Source organism: Lutibacter sp. (assembly GCF_016342705.1).
Taxonomy (GTDB): Bacteria; Bacteroidota; Bacteroidia; order Flavobacteriales; family Flavobacteriaceae; genus Lutibacter.
In genome coordinates this window covers 80,009-100,598 of record NZ_JAEINV010000004.1, presented here as the reverse complement: position 1 = coordinate 100,598, position 20,590 = coordinate 80,009, and the positions used below count along the sequence as shown (strand labels likewise).

General features: G+C 30.6%; 12 protein-coding genes. 7 read left to right on the top strand and 5 right to left on the bottom strand.

What is annotated here, in order from left to right; genetic code table 11:
- From JEY78_RS05275 to JEY78_RS05260, 4 genes are all read left to right on the top strand, one after another.
- Positions 1–1,512, top strand: a complete 1,512-nt coding sequence (locus tag JEY78_RS05275) for a RagB/SusD family nutrient uptake outer membrane protein (protein WP_291847609.1) — start codon at positions 1–3, stop codon at positions 1,510–1,512.
- A gap of 18 nt (positions 1,513–1,530) precedes the next feature.
- Positions 1,531–2,385, top strand: a complete 855-nt coding sequence (locus tag JEY78_RS05270) for a hypothetical protein (protein WP_291847606.1) — start codon at positions 1,531–1,533, stop codon at positions 2,383–2,385.
- A gap of 250 nt (positions 2,386–2,635) precedes the next feature.
- Entirely contained in the window at positions 2,636–3,070 is a 435-nt protein-coding gene (locus tag JEY78_RS05265; RefSeq protein ID WP_291847603.1) for a hypothetical protein, read from the top strand.
- A 288-nt stretch (positions 3,071–3,358) separates the two neighbouring features.
- The gene (locus JEY78_RS05260) at positions 3,359–5,302 is read left to right on the top strand and encodes a sialate O-acetylesterase (RefSeq protein ID WP_291847600.1); all 1,944 of its coding nucleotides are present in this window, start codon (positions 3,359–3,361) and stop codon (positions 5,300–5,302) included.
- A gap of 83 nt (positions 5,303–5,385) precedes the next feature.
- On the opposite strand, the gene JEY78_RS05255 is transcribed toward JEY78_RS05260, so the two are convergent.
- The gene (locus tag JEY78_RS05255; protein WP_291847596.1) at positions 5,386–7,806 is read right to left on the bottom strand and encodes a chondroitinase-B domain-containing protein; all 2,421 of its coding nucleotides are present in this window, start codon (positions 7,804–7,806) and stop codon (positions 5,386–5,388) included.
- A gap of 376 nt (positions 7,807–8,182) precedes the next feature.
- Here JEY78_RS05255 and JEY78_RS05250 point away from each other — a divergent pair, with 376 nt between their 5' ends.
- Positions 8,183–11,317 carry a TonB-dependent receptor gene (locus JEY78_RS05250; protein WP_291847593.1) on the top strand — a complete coding sequence of 1,045 codons (3,135 nt, stop codon included), beginning with the start codon at positions 8,183–8,185 and terminating at the stop codon, positions 11,315–11,317.
- 10 nt (positions 11,318–11,327) lie between these two features.
- Complete coding sequence (locus JEY78_RS05245) at positions 11,328–12,815, top strand: RagB/SusD family nutrient uptake outer membrane protein (protein ID WP_291847591.1); 1,488 nt, start codon at positions 11,328–11,330, stop codon at positions 12,813–12,815.
- A 98-nt stretch (positions 12,816–12,913) separates the two neighbouring features.
- Here JEY78_RS05245 and JEY78_RS05240 read toward each other — a convergent pair whose 3' ends face one another.
- The 4 genes from JEY78_RS05240 to JEY78_RS05225 form a co-directional block, all read right to left on the bottom strand.
- Positions 12,914–14,017: a DUF5009 domain-containing protein gene (locus JEY78_RS05240; RefSeq protein ID WP_291847589.1), complete on the bottom strand. Its 1,104-nt coding sequence runs from the start codon at positions 14,015–14,017 to the stop codon at positions 12,914–12,916.
- A gap of 15 nt (positions 14,018–14,032) precedes the next feature.
- The gene (locus JEY78_RS05235) at positions 14,033–15,355 is read right to left on the bottom strand and encodes a sugar MFS transporter (protein WP_291847587.1); all 1,323 of its coding nucleotides are present in this window, start codon (positions 15,353–15,355) and stop codon (positions 14,033–14,035) included.
- A 138-nt stretch (positions 15,356–15,493) separates the two neighbouring features.
- Positions 15,494–16,216, bottom strand: coding sequence for a LytTR family DNA-binding domain-containing protein (locus tag JEY78_RS05230; protein WP_291847584.1), 723 nt, complete (start codon positions 16,214–16,216; stop codon positions 15,494–15,496).
- Positions 16,213–17,271 carry a sensor histidine kinase gene (locus JEY78_RS05225; RefSeq protein ID WP_291847581.1) on the bottom strand — a complete coding sequence of 353 codons (1,059 nt, stop codon included), beginning with the start codon at positions 17,269–17,271 and terminating at the stop codon, positions 16,213–16,215. The genes JEY78_RS05230 and JEY78_RS05225 overlap by 4 nt, the downstream gene beginning before the upstream one ends.
- A 223-nt stretch (positions 17,272–17,494) precedes the next feature.
- Between JEY78_RS05225 and JEY78_RS05220 the strand changes: the two genes are divergently transcribed.
- On the top strand, positions 17,495–20,587 hold the full coding sequence (locus JEY78_RS05220) for a SusC/RagA family TonB-linked outer membrane protein (RefSeq protein WP_291847578.1): 3,093 nt from the start codon (positions 17,495–17,497) through the stop codon (positions 20,585–20,587).
- Positions 20,588–20,590 lie beyond the last annotated feature (3 nt).

The window sequence follows — 20,590 nt, the reverse complement described above, 5'->3', positions numbered from 1 at the left end:
ATGAAAACAAAAAATATTAAAAATATAGTTATTACTTGTGTAAGCACAGTTTTACTGCTTTCATGTAGTAAAGATTATTTAGAAATTACACCTAAGGGAACTTCTTTAGAAGAAACATATTACCAAAATGCTGATGAAGCATATTCTGCGCTTATTGCAGCGTATGATATTATGAGTTTCAATTCATCAAGTTGGGACAATATGATTTCTTTTATGAATGCTGGGTCAGACGATAATTATGGGGCATCCGTACCAGGCGATGCTATTTCACTTTTTTCATACCACCAGCTAACTCCAACAAATATGCCAAGAGCTTTTTGGAGTAATCATTATCAAGGAATTTTTAGAGCAAATACGTTGCTTCAAAAGTTGCCGAATGTTCCAATGGATGAAAATTTAAAATTAAGATTTGAAGGGGAATGCAAAGCAATGCGGGCCTATTATCATTTTAATTTAGTTAGAATGTTTGGAAATATTCCATTAATGACAAAAACTATTTCTCCTATTGAAGCTCAAACATATCCTCAATCAACAAAAGAAGTTGTATATGCGCAAATTGAAAAAGATTTATTAGAAGCAATTGCTCTTTTACCTACTTCAATAAATACTACAACAGAAGGAGGTAGATGGACTAAAGGCGCTGCAATAGCTATGCTTGGAAAAGTATATTTATATGACAATAAATTATCTGAAGCTGCAGAACAGTTAGCAGAAGTAAATGGTACGCCAGGAGGAACAAGTCAGTTTGGGTATCGTTTGTTAGATAACTTTAAAGATCTTTGGGTTCATAAAAATAAATTTAATACAGAAAGTATTCTTGAAGATGTGCACACGGAAGCTGGTAGAGCAGATTGGTCTGGACTTGGTTTTGGTACAGAAGGTAATATTTTAAGTATTATGGTGGGTATTAGAGATTATACAAGAACAGAAGGGTCTACTGCACCAGACTATTTTTCTGGTTGGGGAGTGAATACAGTTACTCAAAATTTGCACGATGTTTTAAAAGATGATCCTCGTTTTGACGCTACAATTATAGATGTAAAGGCATTAATTGCAGATGGGCAAGTTGTTGGTTATTCTTCTGTAAATGAAGCATCAACAAATACAGGTTATTTTATGGCCAAATTTGTGCCTTTAAAATCTGATGCAACAACGCTAGGAGGTGATCCAACGTTAAATTTTTATCAAGACACATACATTATTAGGTTGGCAGACACTTATTTAATGGAAGCTGAAGCTTTAGGTGGAAGTGGAGCAAGGGCCCAAGCATTATTAGATGCTGTTAGAGCTAGAGTTGGATTGCCTTCAACTCCAGTAAGTTTAGATGCAATTGCTTTAGAAAGAAGAAAAGAACTAGCTTGTGAAGGACATCGTTGGTTTGATTTGGTTAGAACAGGAAAAGCAACAACAGTATTGGCTTCTAGAGGTTTTGTAGCTGGAAAAAATGAAGTTTTACCTATTCCTGTTAAGGAATTAGAAAACTCAGTAATTGTTCAAAATCCAGGTTATTAATAATTTAAATCTAAAAAAATGAAAAAAATAAAATTAGTAACAAGTTTATTGTTTTTTGCTGTATTATCATTTGGAGTATTTACTGCATGTCAGCCAGATGATGTTGAAATAGGAAATGGAATTGCAGGAGAAGAATTAGATGCAACTTTTAGTGTGACTCCTGTGGAAGGTGCAGTAAATAAATATATGGTAAAATCTTTGGCCACAAACTATATGACCTCTAAATGGAATATTGGAAATGGCGACCCAACTTTTGTTGGGAAAATGGAAGAAGAGATTTATTTTCCAGATGCTGGAACGTATGCAGTAAAACATTATGCGGTTGGTATTGGAGGTGAATCTTTTGTGGCAGAAAAAAACGTTGTAGTAACTACCTCTGATCCTGCCGCTAATTTAATTCAAGGAGGACTTTTTGCAACTGCTGAAGATCACGCAAAATGGACCGTATTAAAAATAAGCAATGGTGATTTTTGGAAATTTAATACTGGAAGTGTAAGTATTACTACTGGTGGAGGTTGGTCGCAGCAAGCTATTTATCAAGCTGTTCAAGTAGAAGCGGGTCAAAGATATAAGATAGATATGAATGTAGCTTCTACCCAAGGATTAGCAGACACTTGGTTTGAAGTGTACGCCTCTACAACAGTTCCTGTTCAAGGCGCGGATTATGCTACGGGAGCAGTTGTTAGGTCTATTAATACTTGGGCTGGTTGTGGTTTAGCTCCTTTTGATGGCTTAATTAGCACTGTTGGATGCGACAGAAATGAGGGTCTTATTACATTTCCTTCAAGTGGTACTGTTTACTTAGTTATAAAATGTGGTAGTGGTGGAACTCCTACAATTACTATAAAAGATGTTCAATTTAGAAAAAAATAAGCACTTAAAATCAGCTCATAGTACCTTGTGTTATGAGCTGTTTTTTAAAAATTAAAATAATCATTTATCCTATTAAAATTGATTAATTAAGTTGAGTTAATACTGCTGATTTCTTTTAGAAATTTAAGAAACAGCAGTTTTTAAAATTAATAACAATTTACTTTTCTGATAAAACTCATATGAGATTTAACATAAATATTTGGCATTTACGAATATCTAGATACTCAAAATAAAAACATTTAGATTTTTTATGGTAAATAAAATAGAATATATAGTTTTAAATAACTATTCGCTGATTATTGAAACATATATTGGAAATTTTAATTTGGACGAATTAATTGAATTTAAAAAGAAAGTAGGGAATGATAAAAATTATAACCCAATTTTTAATGTAATTCATGATTTTAGAAAAGCAAAATTTATTTTTGGCATAGAAGAAATATCTAAGAATATCATTTTAATTTCTAAAAAGAACAAACTCTTGGCTAATCAAAAATTAGTAATGTTAACTAATACTCCAAATCAAGTTGTTACATGTTTGGGTTTTGAGTTACTAAAAGATGAATTTAAATTACCTGTTCAGGTCAAAGTTTGTAGTACGCTTGAAACTTGTTTTAATTTTATAGAGCTTCCAGATAAGGAATATGAATTTATTGAATCATTCTTTAATTCGATAAAAGATTAATTTAATATTGGCGCTCAAATAATTTTCTTGAGAAATGAACTAAGCTTTGTAACTTATTAATTCAATTAAATTAAAACATTTGCTAATAACTCATAAAATTTATGCTTGCTTTTAAAATAAATAACGAACATATATAAATACTCTATTAACGATTTGGCACGTCCGAAAATCTCCAATTTTTAAGTCGTACAAATCTTAAAAATCGAGAGTACTTAATTACAATAGTATAAAATATAATTCAAAAAATTAATCATATATATAATATCAAATTAACTCTTTTTTATAAAAATGAAATATTTACTAACTTTATTAGTGCTTTTTTTTAGTTGCACTATCAATTCTCAAGTTTCATTAGCAAGCATATTTGGTGACAATATGGTATTACAACGGAATGCGGATATTCCTGTTTGGGGTTGGGCAAAAGCGAATGAAAAAATTGAAGTGCGTTTTAATAAGCAAAGTAAAAAAACAAAAACAAACGCAAATGGTAAATGGATGGTTACTTTAAATCCTGAAGTAGCTGGTGGTCCTTTTGAGTTAGTTGTAATTGGAAAAAACACCATAAAATTAAACAATATATTAGTTGGCGAAGTTTGGTTATGTAGTGGGCAATCTAATATGGAATGGATTGTTGGGCAATCTGAGAATGCAGAAGTTGAAATAAAAAACGCAGCTTCTTATTCAAAAATTAGACATATAAAAATTCCAAAAGAAATATGTTCTTTACCCAATGCTAATTTCAATAACACATCTTGGGATGTGTGCAATTCCGAAACTATAACTGATTTTACGGGTGTTGGTTATTTTTTTGCGAAACAATTATATGATTCGTTACAAATTCCTATTGGATTAATAAACGCATCTTGGGGTGGTTCAAATATTGAAACTTGGATAAGTCGTGAAGGTTTTGAAAGCAGTTATGAATTTAAAAATTTAATCTCAACCTATCCAAAAACCAATTTAGATTCTCTATTGAATGTAAAAATTTCAGAAACTCAAAAGAGAATAGAAAAATTTCAAAATGAGCCTTTTTCTGACGCTAAAGTTGAAACATATAAAGAGTTAAATATAGATGATTCTTCTTGGTTACAAATGAATGAACCAGAAGTTTGGGAATCTCAAGAATTGGGAGAGTTTGATGGCGTTATTTGGCTTAGAAAACATATTACATTAAAAAAAGAAGATTTAAGAAAGGATGTAATTTTAAATATCCCAGCAGTAGATGATGATGATACTACATATGTAAACGGCGTAAAAGTTGGTGAAACAAAAGGGTGGGATCAGAAAAGAACATATTTTATTAATGCCAATATATTAAAAGAAGGAGATAATGTAATTTCGATTAGAGTTGTTGATAGTTCAGGAAGCGGCGGCCTTTATGGCGATGCTAAAAACTTTACATTAACTATTGGTGAAAAAGAATTTCCCTTAAGTGGAATTTGGAAATATAAAATTGAATCTATTTACAATGCGGTTAATTTTAATGATTATCCTTCATTATGTTATAACGCTATGATTAACCCAATAATTCCTTTTGGAATTCAAGGTGTTCTTTGGTATCAAGGTGAAACAAATGCAAGTCGTGCGTATCAATATAGAACAACATTTCCTTTATTAATAAATGACTGGAGGCAAAAATGGAATGGTAGGTTATTTCCTTTTTATTATGTTCAATTGGCAACGTTTAATTCAAAAGGAGATAGTAATACTGGTTGTGATTGGGCAGAATTGCGAGAAGCGCAAACCAAAACCTTACAATTACCAAATACTGGGATGGTGGTAACAACGGATGTTGGTAACCCAAAGGATATTCATCCTAGGAATAAACATATAGTAGGAAAAAGACTAGCGTCAATTGCTTTAAATAATTTATATAATATTAAAATGGTACATTCGGGGCCTACATATAAATCTATGGAAATAAACGATGATAAAATTATAGTTTATTTTAATGATATTGGAGGAGGTTTAACAACAACAGATGAACAAGGCAATATTTATGGGTTTGAAGCAGCAGGAGAAGATCAGGTTTTTAATAATGTGAACGCAACTATTGTTGATAATAAAATACTAATTTCAATTACTGGGATTAAATCACCATTGCATATCAGATATAGTTGGATGGGTGATGCATCAAAAAGCAACTTATTTAATAAAGAAGGTTTTCCCGCTATACCTTTTAGAACAGATGATTGGAAAACTATTACAGCAGATGTTAAATATAAATTTTAAAGTTAATTAAATTGTATTGAATGATGATTTCATTTAATAACTTAAAAAGCCTAACAACAATTAATTGTTGTTAGGCTTTTTTTTTATTGGTGGTTGTTTATTATTTTTATTTGCAATCCTATGTTTGCAATGCCATTATTTTCTTTTAGTAAAGGAGATTTATCGCTTGGAATAAATAATTTTTTATCTTCCCATTTAGGGTTCTTGAATTCTACATTTGTTGAAATTGCTCCATTAGCAATTTTTAAGCTTCCGTTATCATACACTAAACAATTTGTAATGGTTTGAGTTGGGCTGCTTAAACTTACTAGATTTTTAACTTGATAACTCCCTTCAAAAACAGAATTTACAATACTTACATTGTCTATATTTTTGTTTTTAATGGCATATCCTTTTTCATCATTATAGATTTTACTGAAAATGCAATTGGTTACTTTTAAATTACCTCCTTCAACTGCAGAACCGCTTTTGTAATAATTAATCGCAAATTCATCTATATTTTTAAAAACAGTATTATGAACCAATAAATTTTTTGCATTGTATTTTCCTAGAGGATCTTTTTCATAGGATAAATTTAAGCCTCTATACGCATCAGAAATAATGGAGTTTTTTATGCTAATTGTATCGGCAATAGTACCAACATAGGCTTTAAAAACACTTCCTCCATTTTTGTTGGTAAAGTTTATTAATTGGCAATTATCAATAGTTAAGTTATAAATTTCTGATTCATTTTCATCAGGTGAAACTACCGCGTATTTTACAACATCCTTAGCGTCTCCATTTAACGTAATGTTTTTCATTGTAAAACTAGCTCCTTGTGTAACTCTAAAAAAGTAGGAAATAGGTTTTTCTAAATTTTCATTTGCTTTTATTTCTACTCCACTACCTTCAATTTTACCAATAATTGAGATGTTCCCATTAATTTTCATTGATTTATCAACCAAATAAACACCCGGATTTAAAAGTAAAACATCACCAGAACTTACTTTTTTTAATGCTTTTGAAAGTGTTTCAACACCAGGGTCAACTTCAAATGTTTGTGTTTTTTGAACAATAGTTGGTTTTTCAATAAGTGGTTTCCACGTTGGGCCAGCCACTGTTTTAATAGCTTCAGGAATTATTTTGTTTCCTAAATTAAATGCGCCGGCAACAAAGTTAGTTCTTGTAGAATTCGTGATATCTACAACTGGACTTGTTGCTATTTTTATGGCAGTTTTTAAAATTTCATTATTTACTGAAGGCATTGGTAAGGAGCCTAACATTTCCCATTCTACAAGTGCTTTTGTGAAGTAATTAGCGTCTATTTCTACGTCAGCATCTACAAAATTTGAAGTAAAGGTAATTCCGTTTATAACATCATGGGCATTGTAAATTTTTCCACCATTAGTGTTGGTTATTAAGTTATTTGCAAACACTGAATTTATTGGAGCTAGTGTTTTTTCATTGTCTTTTCCTGCTCCAAATTGAACTGCATTACAATTAATTAAAGTATTATTTTGAATAGTAGCATTTTTTACTTGAAAGTAACGGTTTAAAGGAGAGTTTGGCACTCCATTCATAACTACAATTGGAGCACGATAATCATCACCAGAAATACCAATTAAAAGGTTGTTTTGTACGGTATGTCCTTCACCAATAATTCTAATACCACCAACTCTCGGGTTGTTATTTCCTACAAAAACATTGTTTTCTACCAAAGCTCTATTACCGTGACGTAAGGTTAAAGTACCTTCACTTTCTAAAAACAAGTTGTTTCTGTATATGTTATCAAATGATTTATTTGAAATTATTTCAATTTCACCGTTGCAATGTTTAAATATGTTGAATTCAACGGTAGTTTTTGATGATTTCATGGAGTTTTCACTAGTTCCAATTCTAATGGTTTCTCCACCATTTACACCAAGCTCAGGTCGTTCCCCAAAAAAATTGTGATCAATTAAGTGTTTATTTTCAATATGTTCTTCTCCTTTTAACCAAACTACCAATGTTGTACCTCCATTTGTTTTGCCAGTAAAATTATTATGGTCAACTCTATTGTTTTGTCCCCACATGTCAACCCAATGGCTTTCTATAGATTTATCGGTTGGATTGTAATTTGAAATAGTACAATTAGTTAATCTACAATTGTAGGCAAAAGTTTTAGAATCTTTTTTAAAGGAAATCACTTCTTTATCAGTTGGTATTCCATCTTTAAACCACAAACCATTGACTACCATGTATTTACCAGAAATGGTGAGTTTAGAGTTTCCTGTAATTATAACTTCTCCATCTTTTTCAGCGGTTATTGTTATTGGAGCTTCTTTAGTTCCAATACCATGTACGTTTAGCTTTACATCTTTCCAAATGCCATTTTTTAATATAATAGTAGATCCTGGAATAGCTTTTTTAATTGCAGTATTAAATTCATCAATAGTGCCAACACTTGTTAGAGTCTGTGTTTGTGCAAATAACGCAACTTGTACTTGTATAAATATTAAAAATAAACAGGAAAATTTGAGTTTCATAGATTGAATATTAATTGGTTAACCAGTTTGGTTTTCCAAAGATATTTAAAAATTTTAATCTAAAAAAATTATGGAATAAAATAAGGTTTAATATACCTCAAAAACAATCTTTAATGTAGCCATATAAAATAATGAAAAATATAATAAAATGCAAATAAATTATTAAAAATAATATATTAAAGAATGTTACATAAATCACTTTAGCTGTTAATGTGTTGATATATAATAGGTTATATTAATAAATTTTTTTCGAAACCAATTGTAAAATAGTGCATCTTTGTTACATCTGCGAAAACGATTTCGCAGGCTGTTTATAAGGGTATAAAAGCCTTATAAAAGTGTTTATTAGAAGATTATTAATTCAAACGTTTAAAGAATGAAAACAAAGTTTAAAGGGATTTTAACACTCATTCTTGTGTTATTAGTGCAAGTTGCATTTGCGCAAGAAAAAACAATTTCAGGGACTGTATCAGATGGTAGTGGACCATTGCCTGGAGTTACTGTATTAATTAAGGGTACAGCTAAAGGTACTCAAACTGATTTTGATGGTAAATATCAAATTAGTACTAAAAAAGGAGATGTAATTGTATTTTCTTTTATTGGTATGAAAACGACTAGCGTAACTGTTGGTGATTCAAATTTAATAAATGTATCTATGCAAGAAGATGCTAATTTATTAGAAGAAGTGATAGTAGTAGCCTACGGTACTGCTAAAAAAAGTGACTATACTGGTGCTGCAACTCAAATTAATAGCGATGATATTGGGAATAGAGCTTTGGCTAACGTTACAAGTGCTTTGGAAGGAGCATCTGCTGGTGTAAGTGTTACTGCTGCAAGTGGTCAGCCTGGTGAAGGACAAGATATCCGTATTAGAGGATTTGGTTCAGTGGGTGCATCCAGTTCTCCTTTATATGTTGTTGATGGAATGATTTACTATGGTGATATTAGTGCTATTAACTCTAATGATATTGAAAGTTTAACAGTTTTAAAAGATGCTTCTTCAACATCTCTTTATGGTAATAAAGCAGCGAATGGAGTTGTTATGATTACAACAAAAAAAGGAAGAAGTGCTGAAGGTCAGTTTTCTTTAAATGTTTCTTCAAGTATTGTAGATCGTTCTATTAAAGAATATGACAGATTAAATGCGGATCAATATTACCCAGCAATGTGGGAATCTTTAAGAAACAGTATTGCGGTACCTGGGGTAGCAACAGATGCTGCTGTTACAGCAGCAAACCAAACTGCTTCTAACACAATTTACAATCAACTATTAAATAACCCTTACAATGTTGCTAATGATCAAATTGTTGGAGTAGATGGGAAATTAAATCCAAGCGCTCAGTTATTATATCCAGATGATTTAGATTGGTCTGATGCAATTACTAGATTAGGAAATCGTCAAAATTATGATTTAAGCTACCAAGGAGGAACTGAAAAAAGCGATTTTTATGCTTCTTTAGGATATTTAAATGAAGAAGGTTATATTAAAAATTCAGATTTCGAAAGAATTTCAGGGCGTATCAATTTAAATTATCAAGCAAATAAATGGTTGAAAACAGGTTTAAACATTGGAGCTACAACTTCAACAGGAAACCAATCTCAAGCAACAGATACACAATCAAGTTCATTTGTAAACCCAATTCGTTTTACCAGAGGTATTGGTCCAATATATAATATATATCAACACGATGCTAGTGGAGCCTATATTTTAGATGATAATGGTGATAGAATTTACGATTTATTAGCAACTCGTCCAAGTGGTGCAAGTGGTGGTAGACATATTGTTGCTGAAATTGATTGGAATGATGATATAGATGAAAAAACTTCTCTTTCTGGAAAAACTTATTTTGATATTAAATTAATGGAAGGGCTTGTTTTTACAACGAACGTTAGTTTTGATCAACGTAATATATACAATACTACTTTTTGGAATAAAACAGTTGGTGATGGTGCACCTGGAGGTTTAGCTGCACGTACTTACAATAGAAGAACTTCAGTTGGTTTTAACCAATTACTAAATTATTCTAAGTCTATAGGTAATCATAATTTCAGTGCTTTAGTAGCTCATGAATCTTTAGATTTAAGAATTAATGTGTTAGACGGTACAAAAAGAGGTATTATTGCTGATGGAAATACGGAATTAATAAACTTTGTTACAACAACAGATTTACGTTCTTATGAAGATAATTTAAATGATGAAAGTTATTTTGGTCGATTAAATTATGATTTTAACGGAAAATATTTTTTAAGTTCTTCTTTTAGAACAGATGGAAGTTCAAAGTTTTCAAAAGACACACGTTGGGGTCAATTCTGGTCTTTAGGAGGTGCTTGGAGATTAGACAAAGAGTCGTTTATGGGTAATCAAAAATGGATTGACTTAATGAAATTAAGAGCTTCTTATGGAGAGTTAGGAAATAATTCAGGAATTAGTTTCTATGCTTACCAAGGGTTATATAATTTAGATTATAATAACCAAGCAGAATCAGGGTATATTTTAGGAACTTTAGAAGCTCCAAATTTACAATGGGAAACAAGCGCTAGTTATGATATTGCTGTAGAGTTTGGTTTATTTGAAAAGTTAAACGGAACTATTGAATATTTTAAACGTGAATCTGCTAACTTGTTATTTGATGTTCCATTACCACTATCAAGCGGAAGTGAAAGTATTCCTCAAAACATTGGAACAATGTATAATAAAGGAATTGAAGTAAGTTTAGATTTTGATGTTTTAAGAAATGATAATTTCAAATGGAATATTGGTTTAAATGCTTCAACCATTGATAATAAATTCACAAAACTTCCTCAAGAAGAAATTGTTACTGGATCAAAAAAATATATGGTTGGTAAATCTATTTATGATTATTGGTTAAAAGATTGGCATGGTGTAGATCCTACAGATGGAGCTGCGTTATATGTAGCAAACGAAGATGCAGTTACTGCAAATGGGGCTGATATAAGAACTATTGATGGAAACGTATTAACAACAAACCAAGCAAATGCGGAATATCATTATGCGGGGTCTGCAATACCTGATTTAACAGGTTCTATTTCAAATTCAATTTCATACAAAAACTTTAATTTAGGATTTTTATTCACATATCAAATTGGAGGTGAAACGTTAGATTATAATTACCAGGCAATTATGAGTGCGGGTACATATGGAACTGCCTTAAGCAAAGATATTTTAGACCGTTGGCAACAACCAGGGGATATTACAAATATTCCAAGATTAGATGCTTCACAAACTACAAATTTTAATGCAACTTCAGATAGATGGTTGGTAGACGCTTCATATTTAAATTTAAAGCAAATAAGTTTATCTTACGGATTGCCAAAAGAGGTGTTAACTAATTTAGGTATTTCAACTGCACAACTTTATGTGAGTTCTGAAAACGTATTTTCTTTAAATGCAAGAAAAGGAATGAATATTCAACAAGAGTTTAATGGAACAACTTCCAATATTTATACGCCTTCGAGAATTGTTTCACTAGGATTAAATGTTAAATTTTAAATAAAATAAAATGAAAAAAATATTAATTATTTTCATCGGAATACTGGCGGTAAATGTGCTTTTTACTGCTTGTGAAAAGGATTTTTTAGATACGTATCCAACAGACCAAGTATCTTCAAATGCAGTATTGTTAAGTACAGATAATGCTATGACAGCTTTAAATGGTATTCACAGATCACTTTATGTTAGATATGTTAGCCAAGGAAGAGGTGGTATTGGTGCTTATTTTATACATATTGATGAGGCAGGTGAAGACCATGTGCATAATGCAAATAACTGGTCAACTAACTTAAGATGGCAAACTAACTCAGATCCATCAGACGCTTATAATAGATCAAACTGGTTAATGTTTTACGGTTGGATAGCAAATGCAAATGTTTTAATTAATGGAGTTGATGGCGCTGAAGGAGATCAAGCAGACAAGGACATTATTAAAGGTCAAGCTTTAATTTATAGAGCTTATTGTCATTTCCACTTAGTTCAATCATACGGAGGACGTTATAAAAAAGGAGAAGTTAACAGTCAGTTAGGTGTGCCAATTAAGTTAGACAACTCAACAGATCCAATTGCTAGAAACACTGTAGAAGAGGTATATGCACAAATTAATGATGATATTGATGATGCCATAACTTTATTACAAGGATATGCACGTATAAACAAATCTCATATCAATCAAAATGTTGCAAAAGGATTAAAAGCCAGAGTTGCATTAGTTCAAGGAGATTGGGTAAATGCTGCAAAATATTCTGCTGAAGCAAGAGTTGGATTTACATTAATGGATGCTGCAACATATGCGCAAGGTTTCCAAATTAATTCAGAATCTAATCCTGAATTTATGTGGGCAAGTCAAATAATTGCAGACCAAACAGATACATTTGGTAATTATGGAGCTTATATTTCAAGAAACTTTAGTTCATCTGCAATTAGAGCAAATCCTAGATCTATAAATAATCTTTTATACGATAAAATCTCTGCAACTGATGTTCGTAAAACATTATGGGATCCAACAGGTAAACATTTAAATTTACCAGCAGGAGTTTCTTTATTATCTACACATAAAAAATTCCCTTATACCAATCAAAAGTTTATTGCTGTTGATAATGGAGATAGTAGAGTAGATGTTCCGTTAATGCGTGCAGCTGAAATGTATTTAATTGAAGCAGAAGCATTGGCTAGAAACAATCAAGATGTTTTAGCAGCTCAGGCTTTATTTGCGATGGCTAAAACAAGAGATGCAGCATACGTTTTATCAACAAAAACAGGTACTGCTTTAATTGATGAAATTATGATTCAACGTCGTGTTGAATTATGGGGAGAAGGTTTTAGATGGTATGATTTAAAACGTTTAGATTTACCTTTAGATAGAACAGGATCTAATCATACTGCAGCAATCACTAATAATATTTTGCAAGTTGCAGCAGGTGATAACAGATGGAATTTCCCAATTCCTCAAGATGAAATGGATTCCAACAATTTAATGGTTCAAAATCCAATATAATTGGAGTTTTAAACTAAAAATAAAAAGCCTATTCATTAATTTGAATAGGCTTTTCTTATGTATAGATACTTCTATATGATATTGGATGAAAACTAATTTTAAATCTTTATAAATATTTTCTTTTTGTATAAAACATAGGTAATAAACCAAAAGAAAATAATATGAGTGATAGCAAATAATAAAGATCCATTCATATTTCCAGCAATTGGAACAAATACTTTTTGAAATAAAAAACCATAACCAGACAGTATTTCACCAGTATTTGTAGGTATTTCAATGAAATAAATAATTGAAGATACATATAAACCAGAAAACATATAAATAGCTAATGGATTTGTACCAAAATGAATAAATGGAGTTGCCCATTTTTTATAATGATGAGCGTCAATAATCCACAATAAAAAAGCTAAGAAAGCCATTGCTAAACCACCAGTATATAAAACGTATGTGCTAGTCCATAAAGGTTTGTTAATAGGGAAAATAAAACTCCAAATAAAACCTACAAATAAGGTTAAAGCACCAATTAATAGCAATTTTTTTATAGCTTTCATGGTGTTTTCAGAAAGGTCTATAAATCTTCCTGAAAAATAACCTAATAACAAGGTTGCTACTGCAGGTATAGATGATAACAATCCTTCGGGATCAAAAGGCATTCCAAAACCGTTGTATATATGGTTTTCACCAAATAATAAGATATCAACTTTACGAACTATATTGGTAGATAAATCAAAAGGAGCATTAGATGCACCAAAAAATAACAATCCCCAATAGCCAATTAAAATACTACCAAAAATAAGCAGTAATTGTTTGTAATTGAAATGCATACATAAAAGAGCGCCAATTAAATAAGCAATTGCAATGCGTTGCAAAACACCTAAATAGCGTAAATTTTCAAAATCAAAATTTGGAAAAGCATTCAAAAAAACACCCAATAAAAACATGATAGAAAACCTTTTCAATACTTTGTAAAGCGACTTCTTAGTAATTCCTTTATCAAACTTTTTAAATGAAAACCACATAGATACACCTACAATAAATAAGAAAAAAGGAAAAACCAGATCGGTTGGTGTGCAACCATTCCAAGTTGAATGTAACAAAGGTGGATATACGTAACTCCAACTTCCTGGAGTGTTTACCATAATCATTAATGCAATGGTTAAACCGCGCATTACATCAAGCGCCATTAGTCTTTGAGTAGCCATAAATAAAAATTTAAATTATTTTTTTAATCCTAATTTATGCCCTGAAATAGCATAGTATAAAATAATAACATAACAAGGCAATAAAATCCAATATCCCGATGTTGCAGATTGTGCAGAAGCTGCAGCTTCACTTAAACCCTGTGAAAGCAATTCCATTTTATTACTATCTACAAAACGTCCATATAAAGGTGGAATAATTGCTCCTCCTGATATAGCCATAATTAATAAAGCCGATGCTGTTTTGGTGAATTTTCCTAAACCTTTTAATGTTAACGGCCAAACTGCTGGCCAAACCAATGCATTTGCAACACCCAAAGCTGCTACAAATAAAATAGACACAAAGCCTGTAGTAAATACAATACAAAAAGTTAAAATAATTCCTAAAACAGCACTTAATTTTAATGCGAGTGCTTGGTTAATATATTTAGGAATTAAAAATACGCCCAACCCATAAGTAGCAACCATAGCCATTAAGGTAAATGTTGTAAAATATTTTGCCTCAGCTGCTGATATGCCTAAGGAAATTCCATATGCAATAATAGTATCTCCTGCAATTACTTCAGCGCCAACATATACAAATAATGTTAAAACTCCCAACCATAAATGAGGAAATTGAAAAATATTTGTTTTGGTTGTTTTACCATTAGTTTCTTCTTCAATTTCTTCTGCTTCAACGTGTGGTAATGGAGCTTTTCTAATTAAAATGGCTAATACAAAAAGAACAGCAGCCATAATAATATAGGGCATTACAACACTGTCAGCCATGGTATCTAATAATTGTGTTTTTTCTGAAGCGTCAACCAGGCTTAATTTTTCTTTTATTTCATCGATACCTGATAATAAAATTGCTCCAAAAATAAGTGATCCTAAAGCTCCTGCAACTTTATTAGCAATTCCCATAATTGCAATACGTTTTGCGGCACTATCTATAGGACCTAAAATTGTAATATATGGGTTTGAAGCAGTTTGTAATAACGTCATTCCCATTCCTTGAATAAAAATCCCGGTTAAAAACACCCAATAAGTTCTTGCTTCTGCGGCTGGTATAAAAACCAAGGCGCCTAACGCCATAACAAACAAACCTAAACTCATTCCTTTTCTATAGCCAATTTTATTTAAAATATAAGAAGCGGGAAGTGCCATAACGACAAATGAGATATAAGAGGCAGATGCCACTAAAAAAGATTGCGCAGAGGTTAATTCATTAATAGTTTTCATAAATGGGATTAAGGCTCCATTTATCCAGGTTACAAATCCGAAAATAAAAAATAATCCTGCAATTATTAAAATTGGAATTAACGTATTTTTATTAGAGTTAAGTTGTGTAGATGATGACATTGTTATTTTATGTTTGGTTAAAAAAATATTTTTCTAAGATACCATTAAAAATAAGTATTAGAAATTATTTTCTCTATTCAACATAAAAACATAGCTGAACTTAACTTAATGAAACATTAACGGTTTTTTTCTGATAAACTAATCGATAAAATCTGTACTATTAAATATTTTTTGCTTTGCTTGCACAAGATAATTTCTGCCGATTGGGATTCTTTTTTTATTAATTTCAATGGAGTTTCCTTCTACGGAAGAAATTTTATTAATGGCAATAGTAAAGGACCTATGAATTCTTAAAAAATTATCACTGGGTAATTCTTCCGAAATACTAGTCATAGATTTATGAACAAGATAATTTTCTGCAATGGTAAAAACTTTGATATAATCTTTTAAACTTTCAATATATAAAATGTCATTCAGTTTAATTTTCATCATTTTTTTATCAACTTTCAAAAAAATAAAAGGCTCTTCTTTTATAACAATGTCAAATTGTTTTTCTTTTTCTAGGTTTATTCTTGCTTGAATTTTATTAATAGCTTTTAAAAACCTTCCAAAGGGAATAGGTTTTACTAAATAATCTAGCACATCTAAATCAAAACTTTCAACGGCAAATTCTCTATAAGCTGTTGTAATTACAATGTGTGGTTTATTTGTAAGTGTTCTTAAAAATTCTAAACCACTCATTTTTGGCATATTTATATCTAAAAAAATGACATCAATTTCATTGGTTTCTATGGTTTGTAAAGCTGCAATGGGTGTATTAAATGTAGCTAGTAAATCTATATTCTGAAATTCATCTAAATGCCTTTTAATAACCTCAATTGCTAAAGGTTCATCATCAATAATAATACATTTTATTTTCATTGAATAGGTATTTTTAATTTCACAAAATAGTGTTGCTTTTTTACAAAGGTCTTTAATTTAAAGTTATTATTAAACAATAATTGCAATCTTCTTTTTACATTTTTTATTCCAATACCATGTTTTTGGTTGGTTTCGTTTAAATGTACAAAAGTATTTTTAACACAAAATTTAAGCCACTTATTTGTTTGAATTTCAAACTTAATTTGCACATCAATAGCTTCATTTTCATGCGCACCATGCTTAAAACAATTTTCTATAAAAGGTAAAAAGAGTAAAGGTGGTATTTTAACATCTTCTATGTTGCCAGAAATAGTTATTTCAGCATTCACAATATCTCCATATCTTAATTTTTCAAGTTCTAAATAATTTTGAATATAGTTAATTTCGTCGTGTAAACTTATAAGAGGTTCTTTTACATCATACAAAACATATTGCATAATGTCGGACAATTTTAAAACAACATCTGGAGCTATATCTGATTTTTTAAGAGTTAATGCATATAAGTTGTTTAATGTATTAAAAAAGAAATGTGGTTGAATTTGCGATTTCAAAAAATCAAGTTCAGTACTTAATTGTATTTTTTGTAAATCTTCAGCGCGTCTTTTTTCATAAATCCAATCAAACGTTAATTTTATGGCAGAAGCCAAAGCTACCACATACAATTCTCCCAAAATTACGGCAATAATATGGTTAAATGTAAATGCTTGTTGCATGCCATCCGCTTCTGGCCAAATATTTTTTGTTACTAATAAAAAATTTAAACCGGTTCTTATACAATATAATAAGAATAAAGAAACTAAAAGAAAGAGAATATAGCGTTTAAATTTTCTGGTTAAAATGAATTTTGGTATTAAATAATAAATATTAAAATACACAATTACAATATGCAAAGGAAATTCTACTAAGTTAGATTTTAAAGAATACCAATAATCATCAAAATAACTGCCCCATCTAACTACATTAAATAAGAAGTAACCAAACCAAAAAAACAAATGGTATTGTAATGGTATTTTGTTGCTTGAATTTTCAAGCCATTCTAGTTTTAAAAAGCTCAAATATTTAAAGTTTTAATATTAAATTTTGTGAAAAATTATAGGTTTTTTTTAGGATAACAAAACAATTTGCAATAAAAATATAAATTAAGAATAAAACGTTTTCGTTAATATTAAAAAACCTGCTTTCCGTTCTTTTTTTTCCGTTGTTTATAGAAATAATTTTTTATAATCTTTTGATAATTCTAGGTTTAGACTTTAATTATTTAACCATTTAATTATACTTATGAAAAAATTATTACCACTATTAATGTTAGTTTTTTCACTTGCGTTTACTCAACAAATTAGTGCGCAGTTAAAAACTATTTCTGGTACAGTTACTGCTGAATCAGATGGTGCTCCATTGCCTGGAGTAAATGTTGTTATACAAGGAACAACAAAAGGAAGTCAAACAGATTTTGATGGAAAATATAGTATAGAAGCTTCAAAAGGCGATGTACTTGTTTTTTCTTTTATTGGAATGAAAACTAAATCTGTAAATATTACAGATGCTACTACTTTAAATATTGTTTTAGCAGATGATGCATTAAGTTTAAACGAAGTAATTGTTACCGCTTTAGGAATGAAAAAAGAAAAGAAAGCGTTAACATATTCTGCTCAAGAAGTAAAAGGAGATGATTTAACAAAAGTAAAACAAACAAACCCAATTAATAGTTTATCGGGTAAATCAGCTGGTTTAACTATTACTAAAAGTTCATCAGGTGTTGGTGGAGCTTCAAAAGTTGTGCTAAGAGGAAATTCTTCAACAACAAATAATGATCCATTGTATGTTATTGATGGTGTTCCAATGTTAAACAGTGGAAACGGACAAAATGGAGAAGAACCTGGAACTAGTATTTTTGGAGGTCAAATTGGAAATAGAGATGGTGGAGATGCATTGTCATTATTAAATCCAGATGATATTGAGAGTATGTCGGTTTTAAAAGGAGCTTCCGCAGCAGCTTTATACGGAAGTCAAGGAGCAAATGGCGTAATTTTAATTACAACTAAAAGCGGAAAAGATGGAAAAGTTCAGGTAAACTTTAGTTCAAGTATTACTGTTGATGATGTAGTTTCTTTACCAGAGTTACAAACAGAATACCAATCAAATTCAGTTGGGCAACCAATTGCCGAAAATGGTAATGTAACAGATCCTAAATCTTGGGGCGCTAAAAAAAGCGGACTAACAAATAGCGTTAATGATTTCTTTAAAACAGGAAATACCGCTATTCAATCTATTTCTTTAACAGCGGGTAATGAAAAAGCACAGACTTTTTTCTCATACGCAAATACAACTGCCGCAGGTGTAATGCCAAATAATAGCATGGTGAGAAATAATTTAAACTTGCGTGAAACAGCTAATTTTTTAAATAATAAAATTCAAGTTTCAGCAAATATTAATGTGTCAGATCAAAGAATTTGGAACCGTTCAACCAATGGATTATACTCAAATCCTTTAACTGGTTTATATTTAAATCCGGTTGGAATTGACTTAAATACTTACAAAAATAAATTTGAATATTTTAATACTTCAACAAATATGATGGATCAATACGCCACTTCATTTGATGAAAATATTCAACAAAATCCATATTGGTTAGTTAACCGTAATCCAAGTAAGGATATTGCTCAAAGAGTTTTAGCGAACGTAAGTGTAAAATACCAAGTTACAGAAGACTTGTCTTTCCAATCTAGAGGAAGTTTTGATAAAACATTTTTTACTTTTGATAAAAGAATGTATGCTGGTAGCGATTTAACTTTTGTACCAACAACGGGTAGATATATTTTAGAAAAAACTGAAAACACGCAACAATATATAGATTTAATTGCAAGCTACAGCAAAGATATTTCTGAAGATTTTACTTTTTCTGGAGTGTTGGGCACAAGTTTAACTAAGTATTCAGTGGGTGATCAATTATTATTAGATTCTGGCACAGGAAGAGGGCTAACGTATCCAAATGTATTTACAATTGGAAACTTTGCGAGTACAAATGATATCAAACAATCGGTATCAAATAAAGAAGTACAATCTATTTTTGGATCTGCTAATTTTGGATATAAAAACAAATTATTTTTAGATATTACAGGAAGAAGTGACTGGTCTTCAACATTAGTAAACACAGATACTAATTCATTCTTTTATCCTTCAGTTGGAGCAACAGGTGTATTGTCTGAAATGTTTAAAATGCCAGAAAATATTTCATTTGCAAAAATTAGAGCATCTTATGCGGTTGTTGGTAAAGATATTCCAGCATATGCAACAATTCCTTTAAACTCAATCCCGGTTGGGCAAGGAAATTTCACAAAGCCATTATTTGGCGTAAAAGAAGGTGAAACATTAAAACCTGAAGAACAAAAATCATTTGAAATTGGTACTGAATGGCGTTTTTTCCACAACAGATTAGGAATTGATTTTACTTACTACAATTCAAAAACTACCGATCAAATATTTTTTATTGCAGCAGAACCAAACGTAAACGGTTATGTACAAAATATTGTTAATGCAGGTGAAATTTCAAACAGCGGAATAGAGCTTGTGTTAAATGCAAAACCAATAGTGGGCGATATTTTTAATTGGAATACAACGTTAAATTTTGCAACTAATAAAAACAAAGTAGTTTCTGTACACCCTTCCCTACAAAACGGAGAAGCAATTTTAACTGCTCCAGGTGTTAATGGTTATGGATATTCATTAATTGAAGGCGAAGATTTTGGTAGTATAAGAGGTCGTTCAGTTAAAAGAAATGCAGAAGGTTTGCCAATTGTAACGGATGATGCTGGAAGTTTAACATTAGAAACTACTGATTTTGAGACTATTGCACACGCACAACCAGATTTTACTTTTGGGTGGAGCAACACATTTGATTATAAAAATTTCTCATTGAATCTTTTAATTGATGCAAAATTTGGTGGTGAAGTAGTTAGTGTTACAGAATCTGTAAACGATTTTTATGGTGTTTCTCAAGCATCTGCAAACGCAAGAAATACAAACGGAGGAATGATAAATGTTGTTGATACTAGTGGCGCAGCTAAACAAATGTCGGCGCAAGATTATTATTTAAAAACAGGAGGAAGAGCAGGTTTATTAGGTGAATATGTGTATGATGCCACTAATGTTAGTTTAAGAGAAATTTCATTAGGATACAACTTAAAATTCGAAAAGAGTTTTGTTGAAAACTTGAGATTATCAGTAATAGCAAACAATTTATTCTTTATTTATAAAGATGCTCCGTTCGACCCGAATATCGCTTCAAGTACAGGAATAGGATTACAAGGTGTTGATATTTATGGTCAGCCATCTACAAGAAGTATAGGATTAAACATTAACGTAAATTTCTAAAAA

Coding starts and splice junctions, on each gene's coding strand:
- JEY78_RS05275 (WP_291847609.1), top strand. CDS start 1: ATGAAAACAAAAAATATTAAAAATATAGTTATTACTTGTGTAAGCACA.
- JEY78_RS05270 (WP_291847606.1), top strand. CDS start 1,531: ATGAAAAAAATAAAATTAGTAACAAGTTTATTGTTTTTTGCTGTATTA.
- JEY78_RS05265 (WP_291847603.1), top strand. CDS start 2,636: ATGGTAAATAAAATAGAATATATAGTTTTAAATAACTATTCGCTGATT.
- JEY78_RS05260 (WP_291847600.1), top strand. CDS start 3,359: ATGAAATATTTACTAACTTTATTAGTGCTTTTTTTTAGTTGCACTATC.
- JEY78_RS05255 (WP_291847596.1), bottom strand. CDS start 7,806: ATGAAACTCAAATTTTCCTGTTTATTTTTAATATTTATACAAGTACAA.
- JEY78_RS05250 (WP_291847593.1), top strand. CDS start 8,183: ATGAAAACAAAGTTTAAAGGGATTTTAACACTCATTCTTGTGTTATTA.
- JEY78_RS05245 (WP_291847591.1), top strand. CDS start 11,328: ATGAAAAAAATATTAATTATTTTCATCGGAATACTGGCGGTAAATGTG.
- JEY78_RS05240 (WP_291847589.1), bottom strand. CDS start 14,017: ATGGCTACTCAAAGACTAATGGCGCTTGATGTAATGCGCGGTTTAACC.
- JEY78_RS05235 (WP_291847587.1), bottom strand. CDS start 15,355: ATGTCATCATCTACACAACTTAACTCTAATAAAAATACGTTAATTCCA.
- JEY78_RS05230 (WP_291847584.1), bottom strand. CDS start 16,216: ATGAAAATAAAATGTATTATTATTGATGATGAACCTTTAGCAATTGAG.
- JEY78_RS05220 (WP_291847578.1), top strand. CDS start 17,495: ATGAAAAAATTATTACCACTATTAATGTTAGTTTTTTCACTTGCGTTT.